The following is a 21,496-nucleotide window of genomic DNA, read 5'->3' as shown; positions in this document are numbered from 1 at the left end:
CCATTCCCACATGCCGCCCTCTCCCCTGATTCCCTGGCGCCGCATGCTGCTCCTGGCCACGGCGCTGTCGGCCCTTCCCGCCCACGCGCATGACGACCCGGCTCCGGAAGAGCACTCCGAGCCCGAGTGGACGCAATCCCTCTCATTGGAGGAGTTGCTCCAGGTGGAGCTCTCCGCGCCCTCCAAGCGCCTCCAGAAGGCCCGGGAGGCACCCGGCGTGGCCTCGGTGGTGACACGGGAGCAGTTGCAGCGCTTCGGCTGGACGACGCTCGAGGACATCCTCATCAGCCAGCCCGGCTTCTTCGCCTCGCACGACTACGAGCGCAATACGGTGGGAGCCCGCGGCCTTTGGGAGGGGTGGAACAACAACCACCTGCTGCTGCTGGTGGACGGCGTGCCCATGAACGACAACGACACGGCCGCCGCGTTCACCTGGGACATCACCCCCCTCTTCCTGGTGAAGAGCGTGGAGATCCTCCGCGGCCCCGCCTCCTCCCTTTACGGCTCCAGCGCCATCCACGGTGTCATCGCCATCAATACCCTCTCCTCGGCGCGCACCCTGAGCGAGGGCGAGCGGCTGGAGATCAACAGCGAGGCGCGGCTGCGTTTCGGCAGCCAGGGCACCGCCGCCGTGGATGCGGTCGCCGTCACCCGCTCCCGGCACGTCTCCGCGGTGGTCGGATTCCAGCACCTCCGCACGGATGGCTTTTCCTATCTCTCGTATGACGGCTCGGGGCGCACCGATGCCACGGGCGCGCTCCAGCGCTTCACCATCCGCGACAACCATGAGAGTGATTACCTCTTCGTGAAGCTGGAGGCGCTCGAGGCCCTGGAGGGATTGTCCCTTCAGTACCATCTCCAGGACTGGAGCTACAGAACCGGCCACGGCTGGAACTTCTGGGTACCGGACATCGAAGAGCCCATGAGGGACCGCCGGCACATCGCGGTGCTGCGCTACCGCTCCGCGCCCGGTGGCACGCTGGAGCAGGAGTATGTCTTCAAGTACCAACGGCACGAGTACGACAACCACGTGCGCTTCTATCCGAACGGCGCGCTCGATGGGCGCTACCCCTCCGGGGTGACCGAGGTGTTCAAGAGCGCCGTCAACGAGCTCTTCGGACGGGCCCAGCTCTCGGCCAGCCTGCTGGACGGGCACCTCTCCCTGCTCGGCGGCGTGGAGTACGGCACCACCCTGTACCATGGCGACGAGCAGCACTACAGCAACGCCGACCTCTCCGACGAGGAGGGGGACTACCCCGCCTCGGAGACCCGGGTGCTGCTCCGCCCCCTCTACGCACCCATCCTCGACGAGCCGTTCAACAAGGCAGGCGCCTACGCCCAGCTCGCCTGGAGCCGGATGCTGGAGCTTCCCCTGTCACTGACCCTGGGGCTGCGCTACGACTTCCAGTTCTTCCACTACCGTGACCCGCGACAGCCGGACTCGCCCCGGCGCTACAAGTCCTATGAGCAGCTCAGTCCGCGGCTGTCGCTGGTGTTCCTCCCCAGCTCCGCGCTCAGCCTCAAGCTCCAGGCCGGCCGCGCCTTCCGTGCACCCTCCTCGGGCGAGCTCTTCGGCACCGACACCTGGATGCTGGACTCCAATGTCGAGGTGCTGCGTCCCGAGCGGGTCACCACCTTCGACCTCGGCGCCGACTGGAGCATCCGCCCGAATCTCAGCTGGCGGAACACCCTCTTCCACTCGAGCTACGACAACCTCATCGGCTACAGCAACGAGAACGCACTCAACAACCTCTTCACCCAGACCCACGCGGGCCTGGAGTCCGAGCTCATGGCGGAGGTGGACCTGGGAAGGCAGGGCCGGGTGTCGGCGTTCGGCAGCTATACCTACGTGCGGCTGCTCGGTGGCTCCGACCCGGATGGCGTGTCACCCTCCAATGCTGGGCACCTCACCTGGGCCCCCGCCCACCTGGCCAAGGCCGGGGCCAGCTACCGGCGGGAGCGCTTCAGCCTCGCGCTCCAGGGGCGCTACCAGAGCGAGGTACACCGCCGCGAGGAGGAGCTGCTGACCCCCTCGTACGCCGCCGTGCGGCCCTCGGTGGTGCCCGCCTGGTTCCGGTTCGATGCCAACGCCCGCTTCCAGCTCACCGGCTGGGCCACCGCCGAGCTCAAGGTGACCAACCTGCTGAACACGCGGAGCTACCTGGTGAAGACCGGCGACTTCCCCTTCGACTACCAGATGGAGGGCCGCCGCGTCTTCGCGAGCGTGGAGATCGACCTCTGATCGTCCCCGCCAGGGACGGGGCCACGTTGTAGAATGGGCGCTCCCATGAGAACGCCGCTGGCTCCGCTCCTCACCGTCTCGCTCCTCGTCCTGCTCGCCGGCTGCCGACGCCCGCACTCCTCCTCGCAGGTGGATGCGGGCACCCCGGGCGCCGCCGTGAAGGGGCCCCAGGGCACCGTGACGGTGAAGGGCTCGGACACGATGGTCCTCCTGGGACAACGCTGGGCCGAGCGATTCATGAAGACGCACCCGGGCGCGAAGATCCAGGTGACGGGTGGCGGCTCGGGGACGGGCATCGCGGCGCTCATCAACGGCACCACGGACATCGCCATGTCCAGCCGCCCCATCAAGGAGGCCGAGAGGCAGCTGGCGCGGCAGCGCTACCCCCACGGCCCGGTGGAGGTCCCCGTCGCCCGGGACGGCATCACCTTCTACGTCCACGAGTCCAATCCGGTGGACGCCCTCACCATCGCGCAACTCAAGGGCATCTACCTGGGTGACATCACCCGCTGGAAGGACGTGGGTGGCAAGGACGCCCCCATCGTCCTCTACTCGCGGGAGAACTCCTCGGGCACCTACACCTTCGTCAAGGACGAGGTGCTCGGCGGCGAGGACTTCACCCCGCGCGCCATGACGATGCCCGGCACCGCGGCGGTGGTGCATGCGGTGGGCCTGGAGCGCAACGGCATCGGCTACGGGGGTTCCGCCTACGCCAGGGGCATCAAGGAGCTGAAGGTGAAGAAGGACGCCCAGGGCGAGGCCGTCGCCCCCACCTCGGAGAACATCCAGAGCGGCGCCTACCCCCTGTCGCGCAGGCTCTTCTTCTACCTGCCCCGCGAGGCGGCCGGCATCGACAAGGAGTTCATCGACTACACCCTGTCGCCCGAGGGACAGCAGATCGTCCTCGAGGTGGGCTACTTCCCCGAGAAGTAGTCTCCGACCCGCTGGCACGGGCGGCCCGGGATTGCGTAGGCTGCACCCATGATTCAGGGCTCGGGCCGCTGCCACTATCACCCGGAGCGCACCGGGCTGGGCATCTGCGTGGAGTGCCGCCGCGTCATCTGCCGCGAGTGCACCACGCAGTTCGAGGGCATCAATCGGTGCGCCAGCTGCCTGGAGAAGCGGCTCAAGTCGCTGCAGGGGCTGGAGGAGCGCCGGGAATGGACGGTGGGCAACGTGCTGCTGGCCCTCATCGGCGCCGCCGTTCTCTACGGGGGTGTCCTGTTGCTCGCCCACATGGCGGCGGAGCTCTGACATGGCCGTCTCCGCGCTCGAACTGCGCCCCCGGGGGCCGGTGGCGATCCTGGACGCGGGCCTGCGCGTGTGCGTGCGCGGCTCCGGCGTGTGGGCCCTCACCCTGCCCGGCGGAGCGCTCGTCACCGCCGCGCTGATGCACCTGACGGACGCGGTCATGAACAACCGCTCCCTGTCCCAGCCCGCGCTCTGGTTCACCCTGGCCTGGCTGGCCCGGGGCGTCTTCCAGGGCGCCGCCTGCCACCACGTGCAGGAGCTGCTGCTCGGCCAGGGCCCCGGAGAGCCCACGGCGTGGGGCTCGCTGCGCGCCGCGCTGGCCCGCGCGCCGAGTCTCCTGTGCGCCGTGGCGTACCTCTTCCTCTTCAACCTGCTGTCGCTCAGCCTCTCGCTGGGCTCCGCCTTCCTCTTCCTGTCCGCGCACCTGGTGGGCTACGCCGCCACGATGCAGGGCCGCGGCAGCCCCCTGGGCCTGTACGGGCTGTGCTCGAAGATGCTCGGCCCGGCGCGCTCCGGCGCCACCGGGGTGCGCATCCTGCTGCTGGTGCAGTTCCTGGTCTTCTTCAACCTCCACATCGGCGTCAACGCCCTGCTCTACGTCGGCCGCAAGCTGCTCGGTATCGATCTCACCTTCGCCGAGCGCTTCGCCTCGCTGGACAACACGCCCTGGCTCGTCTTCCTCGTGGCCGTCACCTTCACCCTCTTCGAGCCGCTGCGCGCCGCCACGGCCACGCTGCTGCTGGTGGATGGGCGGGTCCGTCAGGAGGGGTTGGATCTGCTGGCGGCGGTGCAACAGCTGCCCTCGAAGCTCCCGGCCGGGCGCGCGGGAGTCCGGAGCGCGGCGCTCGTCCTGTTCGCGCTCGTGGGCACCTGCCTGCTGGCCACGCCAGCCCGGGCGCAACAGTCGGAGGAACCCGAGTCCCTCGCGGACACGGGGCAGCGCCTGGAGAGTCTGGCCGAGTTCTGCGAGTGGGAGGAATCGGCGGCGGCTTCGTGGAAGCAGACCGCCGCCTCGCTGAGCCCGGCCGAGGCCCGGAAGTTCCAGCGGCTCGTGCACGGCGTGGAAGCGGACGTGTACGAGAACGAGGACTGCGGGGCCATGGAGCGGCTCGATCTGGGCGTCTCCCTGGCGCAACAGACGGCGGAGCTGGAGAAGGCGCAGGCGGACGCACGGGCCTCCCAGGCCCGCGCCCGGGACATCCTCGCGCGGCCCGAGTTCCAGGTGCCCGACCCCGAGGAGCAGAAGGAGAAGGAGAAGGCGCCCACCGAGCCGGAGCCCGAAGGCCCCTGGCAGAAGTTCCTCAAGTGGTTGGGCGAGTGGCTGAAGAAGCTCTTCGAGCGGGATGAGCCCGCTCCGGTGAAGCCCTCGAACTGGTCCGGCCTCAGCGGCCTGAACGTGGCCAACGTGCTGGTGGTGGTCCTCGTCGCCGGAGTGCTGGTGGTGCTCGCGTTGCTGCTGCTGCGCGCGCTCGGCAAGAACGCGAAGGACGAGGGGGAGCGGCTCGAGGTGAGCACCCAGGACGCGACGACGCTGGCGGCGGATCCGACGAATGCCCTCTCCCGCCCGCCCGAGGGCTGGGCCCAGCTCGCCGACGAGCTGGCCGCCCGGGGCGAGTACCGCGAGGCGGTGCGCAGCCTGTACCTCGCCCTGCTCTCCCGGCTGCATCGGGATGGCGTCATCCACTACGACACCACGCTGAGCAATTGGGACTACCTGCGCCAGTTCAAGGGCCGCCGCGAGTGGGTGCCGCCCTTCCGTGAGCTGACGCTGCGCTTCGACTTCGCCTGGTACGGCAACCTGCCGGTGGGCTCGGACGGCTACCGCGACTTCCGCGCGCTGTGCGCCCCGCTGCTGTCCACCCCCGCCACCCCGGAGGCCGCCAGTGCGTGACCGTTTTCCGCTGGTGGTGGTGGGAGGGCTGATCGTCACCGCCCTGCTGGGCTCGTGGCTGGTGCGCGGCGCGGCCCGGGGCGGCTTCGCCGACACGCTCTCCACCTGGCGCGCCCAGCCAGATGGGGCACGCGGCCTCTACCTGCTCGCCGAGGAGAGCGGCCTGGCCGTCCTCCGCCGCACCGCGGACCTGCAGATCGTCCAGGGCATGGGCTCGCCAGTGCTGCTCGCGGTGGAGGTGGAGGATGCCCGCGAGGACGACCCGGACGAGACGGCGCTCGCCTCCGGCTCGGATGATGAGGAGGAGGAGGACGACGAGGAGGTGCCGCGTCACGGCCTCAACCGGCTGCACGTGCCCGAGCTGAGCGAGGCCGAGACGGAGAAGCTGCTCGACCACGTGCGCGAGGGGCACCACCTCGTCTACGTCCCCTGGGGCTCGAAGGAGAACCGGCTGCTGGACGCGGTGGGGGTGAAGCTCCGCAAGGCGGACACCTCGCTGCCCATGCGCACGCTCGTCCCGCCGCTGTCCAGCCCGTACACGTTGGGCGTGGAGCGCGTGGAGGCGAAGGTGCAGGCCTACCTGACGCTGCCCGAGACGGGCGCCGTGCCACTGCTCGAGGACGAGCCGCTGGGGCTGACGGTGGCGGCGGTGGTGCCGTACGGCGCGGGCAAGGTGCTGGTGGTGGGCGCGCCGGAGCTGGCGATGAACCAGGCGCTCGCGCGCGCGGACAACGCGCAGTTCTGGCTGAGCGCCTTGAGGGCACTGGGCCCGGGCCCCTACGAATTCGACGAGCACCACCACGGCTTCACCAACGAGCGCTCCCTCGTGGACTTCGCCCGCCGCTACGGCCTGCACTTCGCGGTGGCGCAGTTGCTGTTGGGGCTGAGCCTGTGGGCGGTGGCGCTCAAACGCTTCGGCCGGCCGCGTCCGCCGCCCGAGTCCGTGCGCGTGGGGGCCACCGACGCCCTCTTCGCGATGAGCCGCCTGTACCGCGAGGGCCGCCACCACGCCTTCGCCGCCGGCCTCATCACCCGGGGCCTCACCCAGGAGCTGGCCCTGCACGCGGGCCTGCCCGCCCACGCCCCCGTGAAGGCCGTCTCCGAGGGACTGGCCGCGCGCGGGCGGGAGGACCTGGCCAACGGCCTGCGCGCCATCGCCCGCAACACCGAGTCCACCGCCAGCGAGAGTGATTTGCAGCAGCTGGCCACGCGCGCCGCGACGCTGCGCCAGCGCATCCATCCTTCCGGGCCGCCGCCGGGCGAGTCCGCCATGTCGAGAGCCGAGGAGTCATGACCCTGCCCACCATCGCCCCCCAACCGCCCGCCACCGCCAGCAACGCCGTGGCCGCCGCCCATGCCATCCGCGAGGGCGTGCTCTCCGAGGTGCGCAAGGCCGTCGTCGGCCAGGACGAGCCGCTGGAGCTGATGCTCGTCGGCCTCATCGCCGGTGGCCACGTGCTGCTGGAGGGCGTGCCCGGCGTGGCCAAGACGCTGATGGCCAAGGCGCTCGCGCGGAGCGTCAGCTCGGACTTCAAGCGCATCCAGTTCACCCCGGATCTGATGCCCGCCGACATCCTGGGCACCAGCATCTTCGACCTGAAGAGCCAGTCCTTCGTGCTGGTTCGCGGCCCCATCTTCACGGACCTGCTGCTGGCGGATGAGATCAACCGCGCCCCCGCCAAGACGCAGTCCGCGCTGCTGGAGGCCATGCAGGAGCGCGCCGTGTCGCTGGAGGGCCGCAACCTGCCGCTCTCGCCGCTCTTCACGGTGTTCGCCACGCAGAACCCGGTGGAGTCCGAGGGCACCTATCCGCTGCCCGAGGCGCAGCTCGACCGCTTCCTCCTGAAGATCGACGTGGGCTACCCGGCGCCCGAGGAGGAGGACGCCATCCTCGCCTCGGTGCACCGGGGCTTCGACGCGGGCGATCTGACGCGCGCGGGCGTGGGAGCGGCGGTGACGAAGGAGGGGCTGCTGGCGGCGCGGGCGGCGCTCAACGAGGTGACGGTGGAGCCGCCGGTGCTCTCCTATGTGCGCAAGCTGGTGGCGGCCACGCGCACCTCCAGCCGCATCCGGCTGGGCGCGGGGCCTCGCGCGGGCGTGCACCTGCTGCTGGCCTCGAAGGCGCTGGCGGCGCTGCGAGGCCGGGGCTTCGTCACACCGGATGACGTGCGCTTCCTGGCCGCGCCGGTATTGAAGCACCGCCTGCTGTTGTCGCCGGACGCGGAGCTGGACGGAGCCACGCCCTCGGACGTGCTGCGCGAGGTGGTGCAGTCCGTCGAGGTTCCCCGGTGATTCCCACCGGGCGCCTCTGGGTGCTGCTGTGCTTGCTGGCCGTGCCGATGATGGCGGCGGGATTCTTCCCGGGCCTCGGCGGCGTGGTGCTGGTGCTGGACGCGCTCGGGCTGGCGCTGGCGGGGGTGGACTTCCTGCTGGCCCGCCGGGTGCGTCTGGAGGTGAGCCGGAAGCTGCCGGCCCGTCTGTCGGTGGGGGTACCCAACAAGGTAGAGCTGCTGCTGGTGCACCGGGGCGGCCAGGCGGTGGACGTGCGGGTGCGTGACGACGTGCCCGAGTCCTTCACCGCCGAGCCCGAGGAGGCTCCGCTGCACCTGCCCGCGAACAGCCAGACGCGCTGGGTGTACCGGGTGACGCCGGTGAAGCGCGGCAAGTTCGGTTTCGGGGACGTGCACGTGCGGGTGCGCGGGCCGCTGGGGCTCGTCTTCCACGAGCGGCACGTGCGCGCGGAGCAGAAGGTGTCGGTGTTCCCGGATCTGCGAGGCGCGAGCCGCCTGCTGCTGTCCGGCGCGGCGTTGGATCTGGTGAACCTGGGCCTGCGGCAGTTGCGGCGGGATGGCCGGGGCAGCGAGTTCGCGCGCCTGAGGGACTACGCGCAGGGAGACTCGGTGCGCGAGGTGGACTGGAAGGCCACGGCACGGCGCACGAGGCCGGTGACGCGGGTGATGGAGTCCGAGCGCTCACAGTCCATCCTCATCTGCGTGGACGCGGGCCGCTCGATGGCGGCGCAGGTGGACGGACTGACCAAGCTGGACCATGCCGTCAACGCGGCGCTCTTCCTGGCCTTCGTGGCGGTGCGAAACGGGGACCGGGTGGGGCTGGCCGTGTTCGCGGACGGGGTGAAGGCGTACCTCCCTCCGGCGGCGGGCCGCATGCAGTACCGGAAGATATTGGACACGCTCTACTCCACCACGCCGAGCCTCACGTACGTGGACTACCTGGCGCTCTTCAAGGAGCTGAACGTGCGCCTCACGCGGCGCAGCCTGCTGTGCGTGTTCACGGACTTCCTCGACGAGGAGCAGGCCTCCACGATGGTGGCACCGTTGCACCGGCTGGCGCGGAGACACGTGCCCCTGTGTCTGTCCGTGCGGGACACGGCGCTGGCGAACCTGCTGCGCACGCCACCCGCGGGCGCCGAACAGGCCTTCCAGCAGGCCGTGGCCAGCGAGCTGCTCACGGACCGCGAGTCCCTCAAGGCGAAGGTGAGCTCCGGGGGCGTGCAGATGCTGGATGTGCAGCCGGATGAGCTGAGCCTCGCCGCGGTGAACCGTTACCTGGACATCAAGGCGCGCGGCGTTCTGTAGGTCCTACGCCGCGGCCTCGCCCCAGCGCTGGCGGACCAGCTCGAGGGTGCGAGCATTCTCGGGCACCTGGCGCAGGAAGCGCTCGCGGGCCGCGGGGTCTGGAATGTCGTCGGCGCGTGCTCGCACACACTCATAGGCCTCCCGAAGGGCCATCTCCCCCGTGCAGTCATCCCCTTCCGCGAAGCAGGCCTCCGCCAGCGCCAGGTGCATGGCGACCGCGTACACACCCCAGCTGCCCATGCGCGCCACATCCTGCACACCCAGGTCCGCCACCTGCCGGGCCTCCGTGGCTCGTCCCTGGGCGAGCAACACGTTGCTGAGCACCGTGCGCGCATAGACCAGGTAGGACAGGAAGGGCGTCAGAAGCTCACAGGCCCTGCGGGCATACACCTCGGCTTCATGGAGCTCGCCGCTGGCCGCCACCACCTTCGCCAGCATCGCGTGCGCCGTGCCCTGTTTGAAGGACAGGAAGTCTCCATTTCCCATCCACTCGCGAACCAGCGCCCGCGCCTCGCGCTGATGCTCCGGATCGGCGCTGCCCGCCAACGCCTGGATCAGATGATGCCGGGCATGGGCTCCCACGAGACGATGATCCGTCCGCTGAGAGGTGGCGACCGAATCCCGCAGCCGCTCCAGGGCACCGGGCAATACCCCCAGGGCGTCCAGGGCCATCCCCGACAGGGTCTCCAGCGCGCTCGCGTTGCGCTCGGAGCCGATCTCCTGGAAGTCCCGCGTGCCCAGCTCGGCCACCAGGAAGGCCTGCCAGGGCCTGGCCTCGATGAGGTGAAGGAAATAGCCCTGCATGAATCTCATCCAGCCACGCGCCACCGGATCATCGTTCACGATGTCGGCGCCCACCTCGATGATGCGCCCGAGCAGTTGTTCCATTCCCTGGCGCGAACCGGACCAGGCCACGGTGAGACCCAGCAGGGCAACGGATTCGATATAGGCGGCGAGCGCCTCGGGCTCCGGAGAGGTGCGCAGCAGGAGCTCACTCAGCCTGACCGCCCGCTCCTGTTGACCGTCCTGCGCGGTCCCGAGAATCAGGCCTCCCATCAACCTGCACCACAATCGGCTGCCCGCCTTCAACTCGGACACCACCGGCATCCCGAGCTCCAGCGCCCTCTGGTTCTGCTCCAGCCAGATGGCCACCACGGCCTGGAGCGCGCGCAACCGGGACAGGGCCTCGCCGCCCACGCCACAGGCCAGGGCCGACTCCACACATTGGAGGCACCCCTGCAAGGCATTGCGTTCGAAGAGCTGCTCGGCGGCCCGGGTATGGAAATGGGCCGCGAGCGCCAACTGCAGCCCGAGCTGGTAATGCGTGGCGAGCACCACCAGGTCGGTCTCCCCCATCCGCTCCAGCCAGGCGCCGGCCAATCCGTGGCCCTTGGGCCGATAGTTGTCGGGCACCAGGCCATAGGCCGCGTCCCGCACGAGCGCGTGCCGGAAGCGGTACTCGACCGTGCCGGGGAAGCGGCTGTCGGGCTGCGGCTCGATGACCTCCTGCGCCACGAGCTGCCGGAGGTGCTGCGCCAGCATGTCCGTCGCGTCCTGCCAGCCCAGCAACTCCCCTACCCCCTGGGCCCAGAAGGTGCGGCCGAAGAAGCTGGCGGCCAGCAACACCTGGCGGGCCCCGGCCTCCATCCGTGTCAGACGCGACTGGAGCACCGCCAGCACCGTCTCCGGCGCGGCCTCCCCGCGCCCCTCGGCCGCCACGCGGATGAGCTCCTCCAGGAAGAGCGCGTTGCCGTCGGACTGCTCCACGACCCTCTGCACGACGGTGTCGGAGACCCGCGACCCGAGCACCTCGCGCGCCAGCCGGGCGCTGGCCTTGCGGCTCAAACCCTGTAGCGGCAACTCCTGAAGGGAGGGCGACCACAACCCGGGAAAGAGCTCCTTCACCTCCGGCCGCGCCAGCGCCAGCACCATCAATGGCCGCCTGGCCAGCTCCCGCAGCACCTCGTCCACCAGCTTGATGGTGAGCGCATCGCTCCAGTGCAGATCCTCCAACACCAGCAGCACCGGCTGATGGGCACACTCCGCGCCCAGGAAGGACACCAACGCCCGGCTCACCTGAGCGCTCATCAGCCGCGGATCGCCGCGCGCGGCACGCAGACGTGGACTCGCCTCCCCGGGGAAGGGAATGGCGCACAGCTCCCCCAGGGACTCGACGACATCCTGGGCCTCCTGCTCGGGCAGGTGCCGGGCCACGCGCTGGTACAGCCGGGTCCGACGTGCCTCCAGGTTCTCCCCTTCCACGATGCCGCACAGCCGTCGCAACGCCTGTCCCAGCAGGCTGTACGAGGCTCCCGCGCTCATCGGGTCTCCTCTCCCCAGCAGCACCATCACCCGCTGCTCCTGGCGCTCGATGCGGCGGAGGAACTCGTGGCGCAGCCGGGACTTGCCCACGCCCGCGGGGGCAGTCACCAGAAGGGCCCGGGCGGCTGGCGCCTCGATACAGGAGTCGAGGGTGATGTCGAGCCGGGCCAGCTCCTGCTCGCGCCCCACGCAGGGGGTGGGCTTGCCCAGCAGCGGACGGGACGCATCGGCGCTGAGCTGCTCGCCTTGCAGCAGGAAGGTGCCCGCCGAGGAGCGCGAGAGCTGGAAGCCGGGCCCCAGCAAGCCGGCCGTCACCTCATCCAACACCACACAGGAGGAGGCGGGCATCCACTCGAGCTGGCGCAACAGCCGCCCCCCCCTGTCCATGGCATCACCCACCGGCAGGTGCTCATTGATGACGCCCAGGCCCGTCACCAGCACGACGGCGGCCTCGGGCCAGCGCTCCTTGAAGGTGAGCGCGCACCGGGCCGCCAGGGCGGCCTGATCCGTGGCACTGCCGCGCTCCGGCACCAGCGTGGCCACCAGCGAGCCGTCCGCCAGCAGCTCCACCCGGGCGCCATGGGGAGCGAGCGCCACGCGCAGCGCGTCCAGCGAGGAGGCCCAGGCCCGCTCCATCGGCCCCTGCTCACCGGGCCGCACCCCCAACAGGGACACCAGCAAGACACTGACGAGTTGCTGCTCGGCCCCGGCCAGGCTGGGAGGGCGCGAGTCCTCCATGGCGCGGGGCAACAACAACTCGGGCACGGACTCCAGCGCGGAGAGCGCCTCCAGCAGGGTGGAGGCGTCCAGCAGCCGCCGCCGCGGATCCTTGGCCAGCATGCGGTCCACCAGCACCTGCACGCCCGGGGGCAGCCCGGTGCGCAGCGTGTGCAGGGGGGCGGGTTCGGTGAAGAGAATCTTGGCCAGCGCGGCGGCGAAGTGGGGAGCGGCGAAGGGCGGCTGACCCGTGAGGCACTCGTAGAGCACGCAGCCCAGGGAGAAGATGTCCGCGCTGGGGGAAATCTCGGACTGGCTGGAGGCCTGCTCGGGCGACATGTAGCCCGGAGTGCCCACCACGATGCCGGGGCGTGTCACCGCCATCAGCGAGTGCGTGCGGGCAATGCCGAAGTCCAACAGCACCACGTCCTCGGGACGGCCTTCGCGCAGGAAGAGGTTGGAGGGCTTGAGGTCACGGTGGACGATGCCCTGCTCGTGCGCGGTGACGAGCGCCTCGGCGGCGCGGCGCAGCAAGGCCAGGGCCTCGGAGAGGCCAAGGCACTGGCGGCTCAGGCGCTGAGCCAGGTCCTCGCCTTCGAGCCACTCCATGGCCAGGAAGGGCTGGCCTGCCTCGGTGGTGCCATGAGCGACATAGGAGACGATGCCGGGGTGGCACAGACTGGAGAGCAGCATGGCCTCCCGGTTGAAGCGGTAGGCCACCTCCGGAGAGTCGATGACATGCAGGAACTTGAGGGCGACGGGCCGTCCGGAGAGGGAATCCCTGGCACGGTAGACGAAGCCCATGCCGCCACGGCCCGCCAGGTCCTCGATGGTGAACCGCCCGGCGACGCTCTTTCCCCGCGAGAGAGGAACTCCTGGACTGCCTGACGCAGACGGATCCGTGGTGTCATTGTCCATGCCGTGGGGTGTCCCCTCCAACAGACAAACTACCACGTTCATGAAGCAGCTTTTCTACGACGCGCCGCTTCCATCCGCGGCGGCCCCGCGCGCCCCTCGCATCCAGTCCGAGCACAGGTACGCGTAGACGCCCAGGCCCACCGTCAGGGCGAAGGAGATCTTGAAGGCCACCGAGAGCTTCGGCGGGTGGATCTGCGAGATGGTGCCCTCGATGAAGCCCGCGAGCACGAAGAGCGCGAGCGTGCCGAAGAGGAGCTTCACCGCGCGTATCGCCTCCTGGCGCAGCGCCAGGCCCCGAGGCAGTCCGCGCGGGGCGATCTGACCCCGGGCGATGACGAAGCCCGCCGCACCCGCGATGCAGATGGCCGTGATCTCCGGAATGCCGTGGGGGAGGATCCACGCCCAGAACCAGCCGGCCATGCCCTTGGCCGTGTACACCTGCGCGAGCGCGCCCAGCAGCAGCCCGTTGGTGAAGAGCATCAGCGCCGTGCCCACGCCCACGGTGATGCCCAGCGCGAAGGCGAAGAAGGCCACCTGGATGTTGTGCGTGAAGAGGAAGGTGGTGAACTGGGCCTGCTGCCCCACCGACATCCCCTCGCCCGCGGCCTCCTCGGCGGCGCGCTCGAGGGGGTCCATGCCCAGGTGCTGGTCGGGGACGAGGTAGGGCGCCGCGTCGGGGTCCACCAGCATGCCCAGGTACCCGAAGCCCACGCCCGCCATGAACAGGAGCACCGACGCCGCGTACATACGCCACTCCTGGCGCATCAGCGCGGGAAACCCCCGGGCGACGAAGCCCCACACGTCCGCGAAGCGCGGCCGCTGGCCCGGGTAGGTGATGGCGTAGGCCCGGCCCACCAGGTCATTGAGGTACTCGCTCACGTCGGCCGAGCCGCTGCGCGCGCGCACCCAGAGCAGATCGCTGGAGACGGCGCGGTAAAGCTTGCCCAACGAGCGGGCCTCCTCCAATTCGAGGCCGCGCAGTCCCTTCCCCTCCGCCTTGTCGAGCAGGGACTCCAGCTTCTCCCAGCGCGGCCGCCGCACCTCGATGAACTCGGGCATGTCCATACGAGGCGACTCTAGGAGCCTCCCGGCGAATCAGCCAGGGGGGCGGCGGCCCATCCTCCGGCTCACCGACGCTTGAACCGGACCCGGATCGGCGGAGAAGTGGCCGCGTACGGACGGCCATCCCGGTCGAGGGCGGCGTCGAAGCGCGCGCTCCGTGCACAGGCCAGCGCCGCCTGACCGAAACCGTGGCCCGGATCGGACACCAGCTGGGCCGAGGTCACCTGGCCCTCGGGAGTGACGACGACACGGAGCACGACCGTCTGCTCGTTGATGCGCAGCGTGTCCGCCTCCCGGGGCCAGGGGCAGTCCCAGTTGCGCGCGGGGAGCCGGATGGGGCGGGCCCTGCTCACTCCAGTCCCGTTGGCATCACCGTCTTCAGAGCCAGCAACGGCCTCGACGGCCCGCGTGGAGCTTCCGTTGGAAGCCGTCACGCCTCCGGCATAGCTCTGGGCCTGACCGCTCACGATGTCGAAGCCGGTGAAGTCGAGGGGAGCTTCCGCCTCCTTCACGGCGACCACCTCACCGGCCTGGGCGGGCGCGGAAGAAGGTGGAGCGTTGGTGGGCTTGGCGCGGCTCGGCGGCGTCTCGGCCCGAGCCGCTCGCTGCCGTTGTTGCCGCGGCGGTGGAGGTGGCGGAGCCACGGGAGCGGGAGGTTCGGGAATAGCCTGGGGCCGTAGGTCCACCAGGTGCTCGACCCGGATCGGGGGCTTCGGCGCCGCCGCCGGAGGAACACGCGAGGCAGCCTTCTGCCATACCCTCCATGCGAGAAAGCCCGCCGCCCCGTGCAGGGCCACCGTCGCCACCACGGCCCACACGAGGATCCCCGGCCTCCTCGGCTTCTCGGGTCCGAGGACGATGTCCGCGATGCTCTCGGTGCCGGGCTCGCGCTCCGGGGATGGCTCAGGGGTTCGCACGCCCATCCTCCGTTGGCTCCGGACGGACCGTGCCGAAGGCCACGCGGGTGAGCCCCACCTCCTTCAACTGGTCGAGCACCGAGATCACCTGCCGGTGGGGAACCGCGCCGTCCGCCTGGATGACGGCACGAAGCTCCGGATCCTTCGCGAGCGCCTGACGCACCCTGTCCCTCAAGGCCGCTCCATCCGTGTCCGCGCCATCCACCAGGATCTGGCCGTCCGCGGTGATGGAGATGGCGAGAACCGTCTGGAGCTCCTCGCTCTGGGAAGCCTGGGGCAGGTCGAGCGGCAGGGCCGGGGTGTCGATCATCTTCGCGGTGACGATGAAGATGATGAGGAGCACCAGCGTGATGTCGACGAGGGGCGTGACGTTGATTCCCTCGATCAGCCCGCCTCGGGGTTGCGTTCCACCCGCCATGACTAGTCCACTCCCTTGCCACTCACGCCCGCGTTGCGATCCCGGGCGGACACATAGGCCAGCACGAGGTTGGTGAGCGCTTCGGCGTCCGAGAGCATGCGGGTAATCCGCCGCTGGAAGTAGTTATACGCCGCGACCGCGGGCAGGGCGACGCCAATACCCACGGCGGTGGCCACCAGGGCCTCGGCGATGGCGCCCATCACGACGTTGGAGGCGATCCCCCCGCCGCGCCCACCCGTCGTCTGGCCGAGCGCCTCGAAGGCGAGGAGGACGCCGATGACGGTCCCGAAGAGCCCGATGAAGGGCGCGTTGTTTCCCAGGGTGCCCAGATAGGCCAGGCGGTTCTCCAGCGTGGAGCGCTCGATGGCCAGTGCGCTCTGCATGCCCTTGTCGGCGGCGGTCAGTCCTCTCGGCGCGAGACGGAGCCCTGCCCGGGCCACCACCGCTCCGACGGACGTCCGCTTCTCGAGCTTCGCCAGCGCCCCGGGGAAGTCCCCGCTCGAGAGCGTCTCCTCGAGGGTGTCGGAGAGCTCGCGAAGGACATCCTGCTTGCCGCGGAAGACGAACCAGCGCTCCACGATGATGCCAACGCTCCCCAGCGAGAGCGCGAACAGGAGCCAGAGGACCCAGTTGGCGCCCCACTGGACGAAGACATTCTTGATCATTTCAACGATGGGCATCGTCGTACTCCCTGCGCGATGAGGGTCCGCAATGAAGACCATGCCCAGGCCGAGTGCAAGGCTGATGGCGGCGACGCCAATCACTCGCGAGGGCTTCATCTGCCACCACGGGGCACGGCGGCCCCCGCGAAGGGGGCCGCCTCCCTGCTGTGGCTCAGCGAACCTGGAGGAAGGAGAAGGCGACGCCCTGGAAGGTCGTCGTCACCTTGCCGCTCTGGTCCGTCAGCTCACGGAGGCTCGTCGCCGTCGACCCGCTGGCGAACTCGGAGAAGAGGAGCCGGTCATCGGCCTGGTACAGGAAGGAGCTGCCGGTGCTCGCCGGGAGCGACGCGACGGGCGTGGCGGACAGGGGGTTGAACTCGACCTTCCACCACTTCCACGCCGGGGCGCTCGCCACGAGCCGGGGGTGCGTTCCGTCCTTCACCGTGTAGATGCTCTCATCGAGGACACGCAGGTAGACGTTCCCATTGGAGCCAGGGAACAGCGTGCCGGCGGTGCTCCCCTTGGCGAGCGTGCTGAGCTCCACGAAGAAGGAAGGATCGAACTTGAGCGTCTGGGGATCGAACTTGAGCACGCAAGGCACCGGCGTGTTCTCGCCCGCCATCCGGCGCACCGCCGAGCCGTACACCTCCGTCGCGATGTAGACCATGCCGTCGGGGCCAACGACGCCCTCGCGTACATAGCCGCAGCGATCGTCCTTCACGATCGTCGCCGTGTCGGTCCTCGTGTCGATGACGACCACGCCGGCCTGCTTGACGATGCCAATCCCCGTGGCCGGGCGCCAGCCCAGGGGCATGATCACCTGGTTCTCGCGGCGGATCGGCACCGCGGAGAAGGTCAGGATCGCGCCCTCGACGGAGATGCCAGTGAGGTTGATGCTCCCCGTGACCGTCATGTCGGAGGGGTTCCAGACGATGGCCTGCGAGGTGCGCCCATCGAAGTAGTACGCCTTGGTCGGCGAGACGAATTGGAACTGGCTCTGGTACTCGCCAATCGACGACACGCCCTTGCCCGCGAAGCTCACGACGCCCGACGGCACCAGGCGCCCGTCGCTCGACAGGGTATAGCGGGTGACCGTGGCGCCCTCGTCTCCAGCCACGTAGAGGTGGCCCGACTTCGGAATGCCAACGCCGAGCGCGCGCCCGGGAACCTCGATGGCCTTCTCATCCAGGGCCAGCGGCTCGGTGTGGTCCACCTTGTCCGTCAGCAGGATGTAGCTCACGGGCTCATCGGCCGTGAGGATCTGCGTCGTGATGGCATACAGCGGACCGGTGGAAGGACCGCCCGGGTCGGTCGTGTCATCGGGGTCGCAACCGGCGAGGAGCGGGAGGGCGAGCGCCGTGACGAAGCGGAGGGAGCGAAGAGGAGTCGCGAGCTTCACGTGAGATGCCTTTCTACTGTCTGGAGTCGTACTGCTTGTGTGGGGGTCCTGCGAGTCAGAGCGCCACCGTGAGCTTGGCGAAGATGCTCCGCCCGGGGCGCTGTATTCCGTAGAAGTCGAAAGAGGGCGCGTCGGTCAGGTTCTGCACGTCGATCGTCCAGCTCAGCGTGGTGGACGCGGCGCGGGTGACATAGGTGAAGACGAGCGAGTGCAGCAGCTGCGATGGAATCACCATCTTGCTGTCCCGGGTGCCCGCGCCTTCCCACGAACGAAAGAACTGGTGGGTGTAGCGGGAGTGCCACGTCAGCGAGAGCTCGTCCTGAGGGCTCAACAGACTCGCGAGCTGGAAGCGGGCACTGCCATTGGCCAGCAGGTAGGGGCGGTTCGGAATGCGCTTGCCCTCGAAGGAACCGAAGTCGCCTTCGCTGGAGATGTTGCGGAAGTCCTGCCAGGTGACGTTGCCGTCGAGTGACAGGTATTGCCCCGGAGAGGTCCACCCCACCGCGCCGGCGGCCCCCAAGGCGCGGGCCGCGTAGACGTTCTGGTAGGTGAAGAAGCTCTCCTTGCCCGTGAGGATGATGAGATGGTCCGCGAGGCGTCCGAACCCATTCACGCTGGCGCGAAACGCGCCCGCCGGCAGCTGCTCGGTATCGAAAGTGAGTCCGAGGTTGACGTTGTGACTGGTCTCGGGCTCCAGGTCGAGGTTCTCGTTGATGAGCATCCCATCGCCGAAGAGCTCGTCCGGACGCAGCAGGCGCGTGGCCCATTCATAGGAAGCCTTCGCGTAGAGCCGCTGGGAGAGCCGGAACCGGACGCTGTCGCCCACGCCCACTTCGTGGGTATTCTGCTCGAGAGGTTGGAAGACACCACTGGGCAGGAGCTTCTCCGCACGCGCCAGCTGGAGGTAATCCTTGACGAAGGCGATGTTCTCGAGGCGCTCGTCGAGGGCATCGAGCTCGTATTCGAGACCGCTGACCAGCGAGAACAGGTCGCGCTCGCTGTCGAGCGGGTCGACCTGCTGCCGGGCGCGCAGACGCTTGTCCTCGCCACTGCGGGTCACGAACGTCGGCGCGAGCGAGAAGCGAAGCGTCTGGGACTCGGAGACATTCCACCCCAGGTTGAGCCGTGCGAAACCGGTGTGCTGATCCACGTACCGCTCGACGGCACGCGACTCGATTTCACCCTGCTGCGGAAGCTCCCGGATGCAGCGGCCGAACCAGTTGTAGGCACACTGGTCGAGGTCCATGAAGCTCGTCTGGCGCAAGGTGTAGCCAGCGACCGCGTCGACCGAGAACACCTGGGAGAAGAGCTGCTCGAAGCGGAGGGTGGCTCCACCCGAGAGCTCGCCGGAGTCCACTCCGCCATACGGCACCGTCATGGCGGGGTTGTGCTGGATCTCCTTGTCGTACGTCCCCAGGAACGCGCGCAGGAGCAGACGCCTGGCCCAGGGCCGATCCACGAAGCCCGCTTCGACACCGCCACCCGCGGCCCGGTAGCCATCATGAAAGCGATAGACGCGCGCGGGTTTGAGCCTCCCCAGATCGTCTTCGGCCAGGACGTTCATGGGATAGTCATTCCTGGCGTAATCGAAGAAGCCATTGGCCCGGACGAACAACCCGGTGGACTCCTGGAAGTGCCGTCCACCCGCCGTGAGGCGATGCGTGTCGAAGGACCCGAGCTCGTAGGACGCGTCGGCGCTCGTCCCGCGGATCTCCTGGTCGGTGACGAGCTGGACCGCGCCCCCCAGGGCATCGGCGCCGAAGCGGATCGGCACGACGCCCTGGTAGATATCGATACGCTGGACCAGGTTGACGGGGACGTTGGAGATGTTGGGCCCGAAGCCCGCCAGCTCGAGCGGGATGCCGTCGACGAAGAAGCGGATCTGCTCATCCGTGAGCCCGGCGAGGGAGAAGCGCGTGCGGCTGCCAAGTCCTCCCGCGCGGCGCACCCCCACGTTCTCCGTACGGGCCAGGGCCGTTCCCATGTCGGCGGCCTCGCGCTGCATGGTCTCGGTCTCGATCACCTGGACCGCTTCGGCGGACTGGCGCCGGCGCTCCGCTTCGGACTCACCCTCGACGGTGACCTCGATGGGCTCCTCGTTGGCGGCATCCGGGCCGGGCGCAACGGAGGACGGAGGCACGGGCTCGGCGGCTTCGGCCGGAGGAGGAGGAGGCTCCTGCGGGGGCAGACGGAACTCGTAGGTATAGAGGATGCGCGAGGGCATCGCCGTGCCGTTGCGCTTCGCCGGCTCGAAACGGAAGCGGAGTGCCGCCTCGCGGGCCGCCTCGTCGAAGCCATGTCCGGCGGGCTCGAGCACCTCCGCCTCCGTGACGGTGCCGCTCGCGTCGAGCGTGAGCCGGAGGGGAACCCGGGCCTCGAGCCGCTCGCGCTCCGCCAGGGCCGGGTACCGCGCCTCGACGAACTCCAACAGCTTCGGTGGCTCGAGCGCCGGAGCCTGTGGAGCGGACACCTGCTCCGAGGCGTCCTTCGCCGCCTCCCCCGCTCCTCCTGGTGGAACCTGTCCCGCCTGGGCCAGGCCGGACACGAGAAGCCCCGCCAGCACCGCCGGGACGAACAGGCCGCGAACTCCGCTCCTGGCATGATCCCCAGACGCGCCGGGGATTATGAAAATGGTTCTCATTCTCATTTTCGGGGCAGAGCTAGTCCCGCGGGGCCTGTCCTGTCAAGGAGGATCTCCGGCTCAGGCCGCCCGGACCTGGGGGTCTCGCAGCGACTGGAGCGTCTCCGCCACGAGGAAGGCGAGTTGCAGCGCCTGGTCCGCGTTGAGTCGCGGGTCGCAGTGGGTGTGGTACCGGCTGGACAGCTCGTCCTCGGTCACCGCCCGGGCGCCGCCCAGGCACTCGGTGACGTTCTGTCCGGTCATCTCCAGGTGGAGACCGCCCGGGTGGACGCCCTCGGCGGAGGCGACCTGAAGGAAGGTCTTCACCTCCGACAGGATGCGGTCGAAGGGCCGCGTCTTGTACCCGTTGCTCGCCTTGAGCGTGTTGCCGTGCATCGGGTCGATCGACCAGACCACGGGGCGGCCATCGCGCCGGGTGGCGGCCATCAGCCTGGGCAGACACTCCGCGGCCTTGTCCGCGCCGAAGCGGCCGATGAGCGTCAGCCGCCCGGGGATGGCCTTGGGGTTGAGGACGTCGATCAGCCGCAGCAAGTCGTCCGGCTCCATCGTCGGACCGCACTTGAGGCCGATGGGATTCTTGATGCCCCGCATGAACTCCACGTGGGCCCCGTCGAGCTGGCGCGTCCGCTCGCCGATCCACAGCATGTGCGCGGAGGTGTCGTACCAATCCCCCGACGCGGAATCGACGCGGGTCATGGCCTGCTCGACGTTCAGGAGCAGGGCCTCATGGCTGGTGAAGACGTCGACCGGGCCCAGGGAGGGCTGGTGCTCGGGGGTCACGCAGAGGGTGCGCATGAAGCACAGGGACTCGAAGATCTTGTCCGCCAGCCCGCGGTAGCGGTCGCCCTGCGAGCTGCCCGCGATGAAGTCGAGCGTCCACCGGTGCAGCTCGCAGAGGTCCGCGTAGCCGCCCTGCGAGAAGGAGCGCAGCAGGTTCAGCGTGGCCGAGGACTGGTGATAGGCCTTGAGCAGCCGCTTCGGATCCGGCGTGCGCTCGGCGGGATCGAAGTCCATGCCGTTGATGATGTCGCCGCGATAGGCCGGCAGGGTGACGCCATTGACGGTCTCGACGGAGCTGGAGCGGGGCTTGGCGAACTGCCCGGCGATCCGGCCCACCTTCACCACCGGACGGCCCCCCGCGAAGGTGAGCACCACCGCCATCTGGAGGATGAGCCGGAAGGTGTCGCGGATGTTGTCGGCCGTGAACTCCTTGAAGCTCTCTGCGCAGTCACCACCCTGCAGCAGGAACGCCTTGCCCTCGGCGACCTGGGCGAGCGAGGCCGTCAGGCGGCGTGACTCGGCCGCGAAGACCAGGGGAGGCAGGCGCGACAGCTCGGCCTCGGTGCGAGCGAGCGCGAGAGGATCCGGATAGTCGTCCGGGATGTGGTTGGCGGGCTTCTCCCGCCAGGAGTGGGGGGTCCAGTTTCGGGTCGTCACAGAAGTACCGTTTCGAGAAGGGG

Annotated in this window: 15 protein-coding genes; 7 read left to right on the top strand and 8 right to left on the bottom strand. The window is 69.4% G+C overall.

Annotation, left to right across the window (positions count from 1 at the left end; genetic code table 11):
* Positions 1-10 precede the first annotated feature (10 nt).
* The 7 genes from NR810_RS34020 to NR810_RS33990 are packed head-to-tail and all read left to right on the top strand — an operon-like array spanning position 11 to position 8,980.
* Positions 11-2,242, top strand: a complete 2,232-nt coding sequence (locus tag NR810_RS34020) for a TonB-dependent receptor (protein WP_257458627.1) — start codon at positions 11-13, stop codon at positions 2,240-2,242.
* Between the two features lie 45 nt (positions 2,243-2,287).
* On the top strand, positions 2,288-3,175 hold the full coding sequence (locus NR810_RS34015) for a phosphate ABC transporter substrate-binding protein (RefSeq protein ID WP_257458626.1): 888 nt from the start codon (positions 2,288-2,290) through the stop codon (positions 3,173-3,175).
* Positions 3,176-3,223: 48 nt separating this feature from the next.
* Entirely contained in the window at positions 3,224-3,496 is a 273-nt protein-coding gene (locus NR810_RS34010; RefSeq protein ID WP_257458625.1) for a hypothetical protein, read from the top strand.
* Position 3,497: 1 nt separating this feature from the next.
* Positions 3,498-5,384 carry a DUF4129 domain-containing protein gene (locus NR810_RS34005; RefSeq protein WP_257458624.1) on the top strand — a complete coding sequence of 629 codons (1,887 nt, stop codon included), beginning with the start codon at positions 3,498-3,500 and terminating at the stop codon, positions 5,382-5,384.
* Positions 5,377-6,678, top strand: a complete 1,302-nt coding sequence (locus NR810_RS34000) for a DUF4350 domain-containing protein (protein ID WP_257458623.1) — start codon at positions 5,377-5,379, stop codon at positions 6,676-6,678. Before NR810_RS34005 ends, NR810_RS34000 begins: the two co-directional genes overlap by 8 nt.
* Complete coding sequence (locus NR810_RS33995) at positions 6,675-7,676, top strand: AAA family ATPase (RefSeq protein WP_257458622.1); 1,002 nt, start codon at positions 6,675-6,677, stop codon at positions 7,674-7,676. Before NR810_RS34000 ends, NR810_RS33995 begins: the two co-directional genes overlap by 4 nt.
* A complete protein-coding gene (locus tag NR810_RS33990; protein WP_257458621.1) occupies positions 7,673-8,980 on the top strand; it encodes a DUF58 domain-containing protein in 1,308 nt (435 codons plus the stop codon). The genes NR810_RS33995 and NR810_RS33990 overlap by 4 nt, the downstream gene beginning before the upstream one ends.
* Positions 8,981-8,983: 3 nt before the next feature.
* Here the strand turns inward: NR810_RS33990 and NR810_RS33985 are convergent, their stop codons facing one another.
* The 8 genes from NR810_RS33985 to NR810_RS33950 form a co-directional block, all read right to left on the bottom strand.
* On the bottom strand, positions 8,984-12,979 hold the full coding sequence (locus tag NR810_RS33985) for a serine/threonine-protein kinase (RefSeq protein WP_257458620.1): 3,996 nt from the start codon (positions 12,977-12,979) through the stop codon (positions 8,984-8,986).
* Positions 12,980-12,991: 12 nt separating this feature from the next.
* A complete protein-coding gene (locus tag NR810_RS33980; RefSeq protein ID WP_257458619.1) occupies positions 12,992-14,002 on the bottom strand; it encodes a stage II sporulation protein M in 1,011 nt (336 codons plus the stop codon).
* Between the two features lie 62 nt (positions 14,003-14,064).
* On the bottom strand, positions 14,065-14,922 hold the full coding sequence (locus tag NR810_RS33975) for a TonB family protein (RefSeq protein WP_306818752.1): 858 nt from the start codon (positions 14,920-14,922) through the stop codon (positions 14,065-14,067).
* On the bottom strand, positions 14,903-15,334 hold the full coding sequence (locus NR810_RS33970; protein ID WP_257458617.1) for an ExbD/TolR family protein: 432 nt from the start codon (positions 15,332-15,334) through the stop codon (positions 14,903-14,905). Before NR810_RS33970 ends, NR810_RS33975 begins: the two co-directional genes overlap by 20 nt.
* A 2-nt stretch (positions 15,335-15,336) precedes the next feature.
* Entirely contained in the window at positions 15,337-16,014 is a 678-nt protein-coding gene (locus tag NR810_RS33965) for a MotA/TolQ/ExbB proton channel family protein (protein ID WP_257458616.1), read from the bottom strand.
* 154 nt (positions 16,015-16,168) lie between these two features.
* On the bottom strand, positions 16,169-17,395 hold the full coding sequence (locus NR810_RS33960) for a hypothetical protein (RefSeq protein WP_257458615.1): 1,227 nt from the start codon (positions 17,393-17,395) through the stop codon (positions 16,169-16,171).
* Positions 17,396-17,450: 55 nt separating this feature from the next.
* Positions 17,451-20,036, bottom strand: coding sequence for a TonB-dependent siderophore myxochelin receptor MxcH (gene mxcH, locus NR810_RS33955; protein WP_257458614.1), 2,586 nt, complete (start codon positions 20,034-20,036; stop codon positions 17,451-17,453).
* 60 nt (positions 20,037-20,096) lie between these two features.
* Complete coding sequence (locus NR810_RS33950) at positions 20,097-21,473, bottom strand: class II 3-deoxy-7-phosphoheptulonate synthase (protein WP_257458613.1); 1,377 nt, start codon at positions 21,471-21,473, stop codon at positions 20,097-20,099.
* Positions 21,474-21,496: the final 23 nt, after the last annotated feature.

This window comes from Archangium lipolyticum (genome assembly GCF_024623785.1).
Lineage (GTDB): Bacteria > Myxococcota > Myxococcia > Myxococcales > Myxococcaceae > Archangium > Archangium lipolyticum.
The sequence above is the reverse complement of the archived record's forward strand: the minus strand, read 5'-3'. Positions and strand labels throughout refer to the sequence as shown.